Here is an 11,391-nt window from a genome sequence, read left to right as displayed (position 1 = left end):
GGCAGGGGACCAGGCTGGCGCTTTCAGGAAATACGAGTCTTGCCGTTGACAGCCGTGTCAGTTGTTTCCGCTATAGCAGGTGCGGCGCTCGGCAAGTGGCGGGCAATCAGCCCGCGATAGGCCGCAGCACCGAGGCATGCGCCGACAATCGGCGCGAAAATCGGAACCAGGAAGTAAGGAATATCGCGGCCGCCAGTAAAGGCCATTTCACCCCAGCCAGCGAAAAAGGTCATCAGCTTGGGCCCGAAATCCCGCGCCGGGTTCATCGCAAAGCCGGTCAGCGGGCCCATGGCACTGCCGATGACCGCAATCAGCAGGCCGATCAACAGTGGCGCCAGCGGGCCGCGCGGCAGGCCGTTGTTGTCATCGGTGAGGGCCATGATCACGCCCATCAGGATCGCGGTAATGACCATTTCCACCAGGAAGGCCTGCGCCGTGCTCAGCAGTGCATGGGGGTAGGTGGAGAACACCGAGGCCAATTCCAGGCTGGCCTGGGTGCCGCGTACCAGATGGTGGGTTTGTTCGTAATCGAAAAAGAGATTGCTATAGAGCGTGTACACCAGCGCCGCCGAGCAGAAGGCACCGGCGATTTGGGCCAGGATGTAGAACGGCAGTTTGCGCTTGTCGAAGTCGGCAAAAATACACAGGGCGATACTGACCGCCGGGTTGAGGTGGGCCCCGGAAATACCGGCGCTCAGGTAGATCGCCATGCTGACGCCGATCCCCCAGATGATGCTGATTTCCCACAACCCGAAGCTGGCACCCGCGACCTTGAGCGCAGCAACGCAGCCTGTACCGAAGAAGATCAGCAGCGCAGTCCCCAGGAACTCGGCCATGCATTGGCTTGAAAGTGAAGGCTGTTGAAGAGCAGTTGTCATGGAAAACCTCGATTGTTGTTCTTGTCTGGCGCACTGCCTCAACGGACGGTTGCGCGATTTTCACCGTGACAGGATCCCCATCCAAGACACGGCTTACTGCTGGAACGCTGCAGGTGTATTCCTACAGTATTCGGAAACGAAAAAATATAGACAAGAATGACGGCTGTCAAAGGTCGAAAGTGAACTGTCGGTCACTTTCCAACTATTGGTTTGATGAATGATCACGCTCGCCACGTTAAGTATTGTGGACGGGGAGGGCGGACTAGAGCGTTTTATGCGGGCTTGGCCTAGAATTGGCCGTCTGTTTGCCACGCTCGGAGAGGTCATGACCCCCGCATTGGATTTGTTGAAAAAAGTTCGCGCCGAACATCGCGTCCACAGTTATGAACACGACCCCAAGGCGGCCTCCTATGGCCTGGAGGCCGCAGAGAAATTGGGCCTCGACCCGGCGCAGGTGTTCAAGACCTTGTTGGCCAGCAGTGAAAAAGGCGAATTATTGGTGGCTGTGGTGCCGGTCGTCGGAAGTCTGGACCTCAAGGCCCTGGCTCATGCGGCGGGTGTGAAAAAAGTCGAAATGGCTGATCCGGCAGCGGCGCAGCGTTCCACCGGTTACCTGCTGGGAGGCATCAGCCCACTGGGGCAGAAGAAGCGGCTGCGCACATTTATCGATGTAACGGCGCAGCCGTTCGCGACAATTTTTGTGAGTGCGGGGAGGCGCGGGCTGGAAGTGGAGTTGTCCGCCGCGGTGCTGGCGGAACATACCCAGGCCAAATTCGCAGAAATTGGCCGGGTGTAATCCCGATATGCTGGAGAATCAATGTGGGAGGGGGCTTGCCTCTCCCACACGTTGATCATTGACTCAGCCAGCCGGGCTGTAGCGCCGTACGCCGGATTCGGCGTGAGGAACCTGCGCCGCGACGCTGCCTGAGGCCTGGAACAGCACCAGATGCTCCGCGGCCACGCGAATGCCCACTTGTGCGCCCACCTGATGGTCGGCATGGCTGGGGAAAATCGACTCCAACTGCGCACCCGTCGGCAGTTGCAGGCGGTACAGGGTTGATGCGCCGAGGAAGGTCTTGCCGACGATCCGCGCTTTCAAGGCACTGTCCGGCGCGTAGACGATGTCGTCCGGGCGCAGCAAGACGTCCACGGCACCCCCCGTAGGCCAGGTGTAGGCGCGGTTTCCGCGCAGGTCGCCCAGTTCGGTGTGGACGGACTCGGGCGAACTCAACTGGCCACGAATGAAATAACCCTGGCCGATAAAGCTGGCGACATACGGCGTCAGGGGTTCGTGATAGAGGTTGTAGGGGGTATCCCACTGCTCCAGGCGCCCTTCCTTGAACACTCCGACGTGATCACTCACAGCGAACGCCTCTTCCTGGTCATGGGTGACCAGGATCGCACTGGTGCCCCGTGCCTTGAGGATGTCGCGTACCTCGTGGCTGAGCTTGCGCCGCAGTTCGCCGTCGAGGTTGGAGAACGGTTCGTCCAGCAGCAACAGTTGTGGCTCCGGCGCCAGGGCGCGGGCGAGGGCGACGCGTTGTTGCTGGCCACCCGACAGTTCGTGGGGGAAGCGCTTGCCCAGGTTCTTGAGGTTGACCAGCTCCAGCAGTTCGGCGACCACACGGTCTTTTTGCGGGTGTTTGCGAATGCCGAAGGCGATGTTGTCGGCCACGCTGAGGTGGGGAAACAGTGCGTAGTCCTGGAACACCATGCCGATACGACGTTTCTCCGGCGCCAGGGTAAAACCGGCGCTGGAGATCACTTCGCCCGCGAGGCTGATTTCGCCTTCGTGCACCGGCTCAAAACCGGCAATCGCGCGCAAGGTCGTGGTTTTGCCACAGCCCGAAGAACCCAGCAGGCAACCGATATCGCCCGCGTTGAGGTGCAGATTGAGGTTCTGCACCACCCGTTGATCCTGGTAGCCGCATGCCAGATTGCGCAAGTTCAGCAGTAATGGCTGGCTCATGCGTGGTGGTACGCCGGTTCGACGAGGAATTCGAGCAGGGCTTTTTGCGCGTGCAGGCGGTTCTCTGCCTGGTCCCAGGCCACGGAGCGTGGGTCATCGAGCAGGTCGAGGCTGATTTCTTCACCCCGGTGGGCGGGCAGGCAGTGCATGAACAGCACGTCCGGCGCGGCCATGTCGAGCAGGGCGCGGGTCACCTGGAAGGGCGCGAACAGGGCCAGGCGCTTGGCGGTTTCGTCTTCCTGGCCCATGGAGGTCCAGACGTCGGTGCTGACCAGGTGGGCGCCGATCGCTGCATCCTTTGGATCGCGCAGGATCTGCACACGGCCATCGGCCTTGGCCAGGAACTCGGCGGCCGGTTCGAAGCCTTCCGGGCAGGCGATGCGCAGGTGGAAGTCGAACTGAATCGCCGCTTCTATATAGCTGTTGCACATGTTGTTGCCGTCACCGATCCAGGCCACGGTCTTGCCCTGGATCGAGCCACGGTGCTCAAGGAAGGTCTGCATGTCGGCCAGCAACTGGCATGGGTGCAGGTCATCGGACAGGCCGTTGATTACCGGCACGCGCGAGTTGGCGGCGAATTCGGTCAGGGTGCTGTGGGCGAAGGTACGGATCATCACCGCATCGAGCATTCGCGACATGACGATCGCGCAGTCGCTGATCGGCTCGCCACGGCCCAGTTGGGTGTCACGCGGCGACAGGAAGATGGCCTGGCCACCCAGCTGGATCATGCCCGCTTCGAACGACAGGCGAGTGCGGGTCGACGACTTCTCGAAAATCATCCCGAGCACGCGGTTTTTCAAAGGCTCGAACAGTACGCCGCGGTTACGCAGGTCTTTAAGCTCAATGCCTCGACGGATCACGCTGACCAGCTCTTCGGGCGTGCAATCCATCAGGGAGAGAAAGTGCCTTGCGCTCATCATTAACTACCTTTTTGCAACAGACCGCAGATACTCAAAGCCTTGTTTATTGTGACAACGGGCGAGACCTGCGGCGAAAGCCGCACGGGGCGACGAAATAGGGGAAGGCGCGATCTTATAATTAAATGTCGCGTCTTACCAATAGGGCTACGGTTTTATGGGTGTTCAAGAAGGGCGCAAGAGCGCATTCGAAGACGGTTTCCAGACAGCAGCAGGTCATTTGTACACTGGCCTCGCAACCATTTGCAATGTGCAGGGGCGGGCCCAGGCCGGGCTGTGTCGGTTTTAGACGTGGGTTACAGGCTCTGTAACATTTGCTCATGTTTGCTCATGGCCTGGCCTGATGGCTATCGATTCACAGGGCGAACGATGCTGGTGCCTGTCATGGTCACAGCCCATAGTCAGGCCAAAGCCCAATAAAGAGACTGGCCATGACCAAGACTCTCCACCACCGTGCCTGCCACCTGTGCGAAGCCATTTGTGGCCTGACCCTGGAAACCACCCAAGCCGAAGACGGCAGCCTGGCGATCACCTCGATCAAGGGCGACACGCTGGACAGCTTCAGTCGCGGCCATATCTGCCCCAAGGCCGTGGCATTGCAGGACATACAGAATGATCCTGACCGCCTGCACCAGCCCATGTTGCGGGTGGGCAGCGAATGGCAGCCAATCCCGTGGGATGAGGCGTTTGCCCTGGTCGCCGAGCGGCTGGCGGGCATCCAGGCGCGGCATGGACAGAATGCAGTGGCGGTGTATCAGGGCAACCCCAGCGTGCACAACTATGGGCTGATGACCCACAGCAACTACTTCCTCGGCCAGCTCAAGACGCGCAACCGATTTTCTGCCACCTCCGTAGACCAGTTGCCCCATCACCTCACCAGCCACCTCATGTACGGCCACGGCCTGTTGCTGCCGATTCCGGACATCGACCACACCGACTTCATGCTGATCCTGGGCGGCAACCCGCTGGCCTCCAACGGCAGCATCATGACCGTGCCCGATGTGGAGAAGCGTCTCAAGGCTATCCAGGCCCGGGGTGGCAAGGTGGTGGTGGTCGATCCTCGGCGCAGTGAGACGGCGGCGATCGCTGATCAGCATCTGTTCGTGCGGCCTGGCGGGGATGCGGCGTTGCTGTTCGGGGTACTCAACACACTGTTCACCGAGAACCTGACGCGTGACAGTCATTTGCCGGTAGAGGGCCTTGAGGATGTGCGCCGTGCGATCCTCGGCTTTACCGCCGAAGCCATGAGCCGCCAGTGTGCCGTACCCGCCGGGCAGATTCGCCAGTTGGCACGGGATTTCGCTGCTGCGGATAAAGCGGTGTGCTACGGGCGCATGGGGGTGTCGACCCAGGCGTTCGGTACGCTGTGTCATTGGCTGGTGCAGTTGATCAACCTGGTCACTGGCAACCTCGACCGCGAAGGCGGTGCGTTATGCACCAGTCCGGCAGTGGACTTGGTCGCGTCCACCGGTGGCGGGCATTTCAATCGCTGGCAGAGTCGCGTGTCCGGGCGCCCGGAGTACGGCGGCGAGTTGCCAGTGTCTGTATTGGCCGAAGAAATGCTCACCGGCGGCGAAGGACAGGTCCGCGCGCTGGTGACGGTGGCGGGCAACCCGGTGTTGTCGACCCCCAATGGCCGCCAGTTGGAGCAGGCCCTGGACGGCTTGGAGTTCATGGTCAGCATCGACCTCTATATCAACGAGACCACGCGTTATGCCGATCTGATCCTGCCGTCCACTTCGGCGCTGGAAAACGACCACTACGACACCACGTTCAACATGTTCGCCGTGCGCAATGTCACCCGTTTCAATCGCGCGATCCTGCCCAAGCCTGAGGGGGCGTTGCATGACTGGGAGATCTTCGTCGGCCTGGCCACGGCATTCGCTGCGCACACCGGTATGGCGCTCAAGCCCACCATGCCGCCTGCGCAAATGATCGACTTCGGCCTGCGCGCCGGCGCTTATGGTGATGCGTCGAGCCATCAGTTGTCGGTGGCGAAGCTGGCGGACCATCCCCATGGCATGGACCTGGGGCCGCTCAAGCCAAATCTCGCCGCGCGGTTGAAAACCGTGGATGGCAAGGTGCAGGCGGCACCGGCAGTGATTCTGGCGGATCTGGCGCGCTTTGCGGCGCAACCGATGCCTGTGGCTGACGAGTTGCTGCTGATCGGCCGTCGCCATGTGCGCAGTAATAATTCCTGGATGCATAACTATCACCGGCTGGTGAAGGGCAAGCCTCGGCACCAGTTGCATATGCATCCCGATGACCTGGCCAGTCGCCAGTTGGCAGATGGGCAGTGGGTGCGCGTCAGTTCACGTATCGGCATGATCGAGGTGGAGGTGGTCGCCAGCCTGGACATGATGCCCGGCGTGGTCAGCCTGCCCCATGGTTGGGGTCACGGCCGTCCGGGGGTGCAGATGAGCATCGCCAGCGAGCAACCGGGGGCGAGCGCGAATGACTTGACCGACGAGCGGCAATTGGATGAGTTGTCGGGCAATGCGGCATTGAATGGCGTACCTGTCCAAGTCGCTGCCGCATAAGGAGCCCGAGCACCGCGTTGGAATTTTGCGTTACAATGCGCCACCGTGCCGACCTGTGAGTCGCAAAGTTCCAGCCGAGGTGTTCCATGGATATCATCGAAACGATCAAAGAGCAGATTGCCAACAACACCATTCTGCTTTACATGAAGGGCGCACCTAACGCTCCTCAGTGCGGTTTCTCCGCGAAGGCTTCCCAGGCTGTTATGCAGTGTGGCGAGAAGTTCGCTTACGTGGATATCCTGCAAAACCCGGAAATCCGCGCCAACCTGCCGAAGTACGCCAACTGGCCTACCTTCCCGCAACTGTGGGTAGCCGGCGAGCTGGTCGGCGGTAGCGATATCATCACCGAAATGGCAGCTGATGGTTCGTTGCAGGCGTTGATCAAAGATGCAGCAGCAAACGCGGCGGCCAAGACCGACGCTTGATTCGCCTGCGATAAAAAGCCCCGCTTCTCGTGAGAGAGCGGGGCTTTTTTGTACCTGAGAGAGCGACGGGATTATTCGCCCATCTGCGATTGCAGGTAGTTTTCCAGGCTGACTTTATCGATCAGGCCCAGTTGGGTTTCCAGCCAGTCGATATGTTCTTCCTGGTCTTCCAGGATGTCTTCCAGCAGTTCGCGGCTGCCGAAGTCGCCCTTGGTCTCGCAATGTGCAATGGCGGCCTTGAGGTCGCTGTGGCTCTTGCGTTCAAAGCCCAGGTCGCTGCTGATCATTTCCTGGGTGTGCTCGCCGATGTTCAGCTTGCCCAGGTCCTGTACGTTCGGCAGGCCTTCGAGGAACAGGATGCGCTTGATCAGCGCGTCGGCGTCCTTCATGGCCTTGATGGATTCTTTGTATTCACGCTTGCCAAGCTTTTCCAGGCCCCAATCGTCGTACATGCGCGCATGCAGGAAGTACTGATTGATCGCGACCAGTTCATTGGCAAGGATTTTGTTGAGTTGCTGGATGACTGAGATGTCGCCTTTCATGACTGGGGTCCTGCCCTGTAGTAGCTGTGTATAAGGCGGAGTTTGAGCGGCGAAAACCCTAGTGTCAAACCTAAGTTATTGAATAATAAATGAAAATTAATCGGAATAAGAATGTTTGTGTTCCGCGTCTTAGCGCTAACTAATTGAATTACAGGCATAAAAAAACCGGACACTCGGTCCGGTTCTTCAAAACACGCCTATTTAGGCGTGTGTAAATTCTGCTGAGTAGGGAACAGCGGCCTGTGCTGTTTGCAGCTGCGTCAGGGTTTCCCGTACCACTTGCTTGGCGAGGCAAGCACATTTACCACATTGACTGGCAACGCCGGTGGTTTCACGCACTTCCTTGTAGCTGCAGCAACCTTCATAGATTGCTTCGCGGATTTGTCCGTCGGTGACGCCGGTACACAGGCACACATACATAAGGGAGAACCGTCGCGGGTTTAAGGCTTAAGTGCGATGGATCTTAATGTTAACGAGAATGATTGTCAAAGTAGATTCGTAGGGTATTGGCCTGCACCGCCCTCACGCTGACGAACGGTTTTTTCAGTGTATGATGGTCGGTCTTCACGAAGCGTGACTGCGTCACAGGGCTGTCGCTTGAATGCGGCAGACTCAAGGCCGGTCCTTTTACTTCAATCGTCACCCTTACATCAGGAGATACCCAATGAGCGTACTCGTCGGCAAACAAGCCCCGGATTTCGACGTACCTGCCGTGCTCGGCAATGGCGAAATCGTTGACAGCTTCAAACTGTCTGAAGCCATCAAAGGCAAATACGGCCTGGTGTTCTTCTACCCGCTGGACTTCACCTTCGTCTGCCCTTCGGAGCTGATCGCTCTGGACCACCGCATGGACGATTTCAAGGCGCGTAACGTTGAAGTGGTTGCCGTTTCCATCGACTCCCATTTCACCCACAACGCCTGGCGCAACACGGCCATCAACGATGGCGGCATCGGCAAAGTCAAATACACCATGGCTGCCGACATGAAGCACGACATCGCCAAGGCCTACGACGTTGAGTCCGAAGGTGGCGTGGCTTTCCGTGGCGCGTTCCTGATCGATGACAAGGGCGTTGTACGCTCCCAGATCATCAACGACCTGCCGCTGGGCCGTAACATGGAAGAGCTGATCCGCCTGGTCGACGCCCTGCAATTCCACGAAGAGCACGGCGAAGTCTGCCCTGCCAACTGGAAAAAAGGCGACAAAGGCATGAACGCTTCGCCTGAAGGCGTTGCGGCTTACCTGACCGAGAACGCTGGCAAGCTGTAAGCCGGATTCGCGGGACAAAAAAACCGGCCTGAGAAGGCCGGTTTTTTCATGCGCGGGATTTGACCTCAGTCGCCGAAGTCTTCCCAGCCGCCCATCTGCTTCCAGCGGTTGACGATGCCGCAGAACAGCTCGGCGGTCTTCTCGGTGTCGTAGCGGGCCGAGTGGGCTTCGCGACCGTCGAAGTCGATGCCGGCCGCCTGGCAGGCCTTGGCCAAGACGGTCTGGCCATAGGCCAGGCCAGCAAGGGTGGCGGTGTCGAAACTGGAGAACGGGTGGAACGGATTGCGCTTCATGTCCAGCCGCGTCACGGCGGCGTTGAGGAAGCCCAGGTCGAAGCTGCTGTTATGCCCGACCAGGATCGCGCGCTTGCAGCCGTTGGCCTTCAAGGCCTTGCGTACGCCACGGAAGATATCGGTGAGTGCCGCCTCTTCGCTGACGGCCATGCGCAGGGGGTGATCCAGCTTGATCCCGGTGAACTCCAGGGCTGCCGCTTCGATATTGGCACCTTCAAACGGCTCGACGCGGAAGAAGTGGGTGTGCTCCGGATACACAAAGCCCTGTTCGTCCATGCCGATAGTGGTTGCGGCGATTTCCAGCAGTGCATCGGTGGCGCAATTGAAGCCGCCGGTTTCTACGTCGACAACGACAGGCAGGTAGCCGCGGAAACGTTCGGCCATCGGGTGGCGCGAACCACCACCGCCACCGTGTTCCTGGTCGTCATCGTAATGGTCTTCACTCACTTGCTTTCCTCCAGCAGGCGCCAGCGCAGTGTTTCACCGGCGCGCAGCGGGATAACGGTCAGCTCGCCAAATGGCAGGCTGGCGGGGGCAGTCCAGTCTTCACGGACCAGGGTGATACGGTCGGTATTCGCCGGCAGGCCATAGAATCGCGGGCCATTGAGGCTGGCGAAACCTTCGAGTTTATCCAGGGCGTTGCGCTGTTCGAACGCTTCGGCATACAACTCGATGGCGGCAAACGCGGTGTAGCAACCGGCACAACCGCACGCGGCTTCCTTGGCGTGCTGGGCGTGGGGCGCAGAGTCGGTGCCGAGGAAGAACTTCGGATTACCGCTGGTCGCGGCATCCAGCAAGGCCACCTGGTGGGTGTTGCGCTTGAGGATCGGCAGGCAATAGAAGTGCGGCCGAATCCCGCCCACCAGCATGTGGTTGCGGTTGTACAGCAGGTGATGGGCGGTGATGGTTGCGCCGACGTTGGCCGAGGCCTCGGTGACGAACTGCACGGCATCGGCCGTGGTGATGTGCTCGAACACCACCTTGAGGGTCGGGAACAGCTCGACCACGCGGCGCATGTGCTCGTCGATGAAGATTTTCTCGCGATCGAACACGTCCACGTCGCCACGGGTGACTTCACCGTGGATCAGCAGCGGCATGCCGACTTCGGCCATGGCTTCGATGGCCGGCAGGATCTTGTCGATGCTGGTCACGCCGGAATCGGAGTTGGTGGTCGCACCGGCCGGGTACAGCTTGGCGGCGTGCACGAAACCGCTGGCCTTGGCCTGGCGAATTTCTTCGGGCTGGGTACGGTCGGTGAGGTAGAGCACCATCAACGGTTCGAAGCGGCTGCCGGCCGGCCGTGCAGCGAGGATGCGCTGGCGATAGGCGTCGGCTTCGGCGGCATTACGCACCGGTGGTACCAGGTTAGGCATGATGATGGCGCGGCCAAACGTACGCGCTACATCGGCCACGGTTTGGGGCAACGCAGCACCATCGCGAAGATGAATATGCCAGTCGTCGGGACGCAGCAGGGTCAGGCGGTCGGACATTGGGGATTCCAGGCGGGTCAATCTGGTGGGAATGCTACCGGAAAAGACTCTTGCAGGCACTCGCTATCAAGTTTTGCAGGATGCATCCGATAGCCTTTCGTATGCCTTATCGATGTATGACGCTTTGAAGTGTTGTAGAAACCAGTGGAGCCTCCCGTGCGCCAGCATTATCTAGCCCTGCTCAGTGTGTTCGCCAGCCTGCCTGCTATGGCCCTCACGTTCCAGACACGTCTGGAGAACATTGAGTGGAAGGTAGAGGGGGACAAGTTCGAGTGCCGCCTGAGCCAACCGATCACCGACTTCGGTTCGGGTGAGTTCGTGCGCCGGGCCGGCGAGCAGGCGACGTTTCGTCTGAAAGCCTATAACGGGTCGTTGGGCGCAGGGTCGGCCACCTTGTTGGCCGCCGCAGCCCCCTGGCAGCCCGGTCGGGGTGACATCAATCTCGGCGCCGTACGTGCCGGCAGCGGAGATGTGCTGTTCAACAGCTCTCAGGCCCAGGCCGGGCGTCTCTTCAACGGTTTGCTCGATGGACGCTCGCCCACTGTGCGGCACTATGGACGCGAGGGTGGCTATTCGGAGATTCGCCTGCTGCCGGTGAAATTCAACAAGGCCTACAGCGACTATCAACTGTGCACCGCCAAGTTGCTGCCGATGAATTACGATCAGGTCAAGCAGACCGAAGTGGGCTTCCCCGGTGGCGGCATCGAGCTGGACGCTGCGGCAAAGCAGAAGCTGGCGGTGATTCTCGAATTCATGAAGGCGGACCCTACCGTCAACCATATCGAATTGAACGGCCACTCGGACAACAGCGGCAATCGTCTGAGCAACCGTGATGTTTCACGCCGTCGTGCGCTGACGGTGATGGACTACTTCAAGGCCAACGGTATTCCTGAGTCTCAGATCACCCTGCGGTTCCATGGTGAAAGCTACCCCTTGGCGCCCAACACCACTGCCGCCAACCGGGCCCGTAACCGCCGTGTGAATATTCAGCTCGAACGCGTGGCTGCCCCTGAGAAACCGGCCCCCCAGGCCACGGGGCCGAGCAACCCGGCACACACCTCCTGACGTGC

Annotated in this window: 12 protein-coding genes; 5 read left to right on the top strand and 7 right to left on the bottom strand. The window is 59.8% G+C overall.

Going from position 1 to position 11,391, the window contains the following annotated elements:
* Positions 1-23: 23 nt before the first annotated feature.
* The gene (locus PspCFBP13509_RS02200) at positions 24-878 is read right to left on the bottom strand and encodes an MIP/aquaporin family protein (RefSeq protein WP_027604596.1); all 855 of its coding nucleotides are present in this window, start codon (positions 876-878) and stop codon (positions 24-26) included.
* 325 nt (positions 879-1,203) lie between these two features.
* Between PspCFBP13509_RS02200 and ybaK the strand changes: the two genes are divergently transcribed.
* Positions 1,204-1,674: a Cys-tRNA(Pro) deacylase gene (gene ybaK / locus PspCFBP13509_RS02195; RefSeq protein WP_065926528.1), complete on the top strand. Its 471-nt coding sequence runs from the start codon at positions 1,204-1,206 to the stop codon at positions 1,672-1,674.
* Positions 1,675-1,737: 63 nt separating this feature from the next.
* Here the strand turns inward: ybaK and PspCFBP13509_RS02190 are convergent, their stop codons facing one another.
* Both PspCFBP13509_RS02190 and argF read right to left on the bottom strand, forming a co-directional pair.
* Positions 1,738-2,847, bottom strand: a complete 1,110-nt coding sequence (locus PspCFBP13509_RS02190) for an ABC transporter ATP-binding protein (RefSeq protein WP_065926527.1) — start codon at positions 2,845-2,847, stop codon at positions 1,738-1,740.
* A complete protein-coding gene (gene argF / locus PspCFBP13509_RS02185; RefSeq protein ID WP_027604593.1) occupies positions 2,844-3,764 on the bottom strand; it encodes an ornithine carbamoyltransferase in 921 nt (306 codons plus the stop codon). Before argF ends, PspCFBP13509_RS02190 begins: the two co-directional genes overlap by 4 nt.
* A gap of 431 nt (positions 3,765-4,195) precedes the next feature.
* On the opposite strand from argF, the gene PspCFBP13509_RS02175 reads away from it, so the two are divergent.
* Both PspCFBP13509_RS02175 and grxD read left to right on the top strand, forming a co-directional pair.
* Positions 4,196-6,304, top strand: coding sequence for a molybdopterin oxidoreductase family protein (locus tag PspCFBP13509_RS02175; RefSeq protein WP_137211497.1), 2,109 nt, complete (start codon positions 4,196-4,198; stop codon positions 6,302-6,304).
* An 86-nt stretch (positions 6,305-6,390) separates the two neighbouring features.
* Positions 6,391-6,729 carry a Grx4 family monothiol glutaredoxin gene (gene grxD / locus PspCFBP13509_RS02170; RefSeq protein WP_027604591.1) on the top strand — a complete coding sequence of 113 codons (339 nt, stop codon included), beginning with the start codon at positions 6,391-6,393 and terminating at the stop codon, positions 6,727-6,729.
* A 71-nt stretch (positions 6,730-6,800) separates the two neighbouring features.
* On the opposite strand, the gene bfr is transcribed toward grxD, so the two are convergent.
* Together bfr and PspCFBP13509_RS02160 are read right to left on the bottom strand one after the other, a co-directional pair.
* Positions 6,801-7,271: a bacterioferritin gene (bfr, locus tag PspCFBP13509_RS02165; RefSeq protein WP_012722487.1), complete on the bottom strand. Its 471-nt coding sequence runs from the start codon at positions 7,269-7,271 to the stop codon at positions 6,801-6,803.
* Between the two features lie 201 nt (positions 7,272-7,472).
* Positions 7,473-7,691 (bottom strand): bacterioferritin-associated ferredoxin, encoded by a 219-nt coding sequence (locus PspCFBP13509_RS02160; protein ID WP_074844072.1) that lies wholly within the window; start codon positions 7,689-7,691, stop codon positions 7,473-7,475.
* Between the two features lie 244 nt (positions 7,692-7,935).
* On the opposite strand from PspCFBP13509_RS02160, the gene PspCFBP13509_RS02155 reads away from it, so the two are divergent.
* Entirely contained in the window at positions 7,936-8,538 is a 603-nt protein-coding gene (locus PspCFBP13509_RS02155) for a peroxiredoxin (protein ID WP_003172097.1), read from the top strand.
* Positions 8,539-8,603: 65 nt separating this feature from the next.
* On the opposite strand, the gene rnt is transcribed toward PspCFBP13509_RS02155, so the two are convergent.
* A complete protein-coding gene (gene rnt, locus PspCFBP13509_RS02150) occupies positions 8,604-9,278 on the bottom strand; it encodes a ribonuclease T (protein ID WP_027604590.1) in 675 nt (224 codons plus the stop codon).
* Positions 9,275-10,321 (bottom strand): dihydroorotase, encoded by a 1,047-nt coding sequence (pyrC, locus tag PspCFBP13509_RS02145; protein WP_027604589.1) that lies wholly within the window; start codon positions 10,319-10,321, stop codon positions 9,275-9,277. Before pyrC ends, rnt begins: the two co-directional genes overlap by 4 nt.
* Before the next feature lie 156 nt (positions 10,322-10,477).
* On the opposite strand from pyrC, the gene PspCFBP13509_RS02140 reads away from it, so the two are divergent.
* The gene (locus tag PspCFBP13509_RS02140) at positions 10,478-11,386 is read left to right on the top strand and encodes a flagellar protein MotY (protein WP_137211496.1); all 909 of its coding nucleotides are present in this window, start codon (positions 10,478-10,480) and stop codon (positions 11,384-11,386) included.
* The last annotated feature ends 5 nt before the right edge of the window (positions 11,387-11,391 follow it).

Origin of the sequence: Pseudomonas sp. CFBP13509, assembly GCF_005233485.1 — a bacterium.
Classification (GTDB): Bacteria; Pseudomonadota; Gammaproteobacteria; order Pseudomonadales; family Pseudomonadaceae; genus Aquipseudomonas; species Aquipseudomonas marginalis.
Note: the sequence above shows the minus strand (reverse complement) of the source record. Positions and strands in the feature narration are given on the sequence as shown.

Excerpts from the sequence above, each read along its gene's own strand:
- PspCFBP13509_RS02200 (WP_027604596.1), bottom strand. The coding sequence starts at position 878 with ATGACAACTGCTCTTCAACAGCCTTCACTTTCAAGCCAATGCATGGCC.
- ybaK (WP_065926528.1), top strand. The coding sequence starts at position 1,204 with ATGACCCCCGCATTGGATTTGTTGAAAAAAGTTCGCGCCGAACATCGC.
- PspCFBP13509_RS02190 (WP_065926527.1), bottom strand. The coding sequence starts at position 2,847 with ATGAGCCAGCCATTACTGCTGAACTTGCGCAATCTGGCATGCGGCTAC.
- argF (WP_027604593.1), bottom strand. The coding sequence starts at position 3,764 with ATGAGCGCAAGGCACTTTCTCTCCCTGATGGATTGCACGCCCGAAGAG.
- PspCFBP13509_RS02175 (WP_137211497.1), top strand. The coding sequence starts at position 4,196 with ATGACCAAGACTCTCCACCACCGTGCCTGCCACCTGTGCGAAGCCATT.
- grxD (WP_027604591.1), top strand. The coding sequence starts at position 6,391 with ATGGATATCATCGAAACGATCAAAGAGCAGATTGCCAACAACACCATT.
- bfr (WP_012722487.1), bottom strand. The coding sequence starts at position 7,271 with ATGAAAGGCGACATCTCAGTCATCCAGCAACTCAACAAAATCCTTGCC.
- PspCFBP13509_RS02160 (WP_074844072.1), bottom strand. The coding sequence starts at position 7,691 with ATGTATGTGTGCCTGTGTACCGGCGTCACCGACGGACAAATCCGCGAA.
- PspCFBP13509_RS02155 (WP_003172097.1), top strand. The coding sequence starts at position 7,936 with ATGAGCGTACTCGTCGGCAAACAAGCCCCGGATTTCGACGTACCTGCC.
- pyrC (WP_027604589.1), bottom strand. The coding sequence starts at position 10,321 with ATGTCCGACCGCCTGACCCTGCTGCGTCCCGACGACTGGCATATTCAT.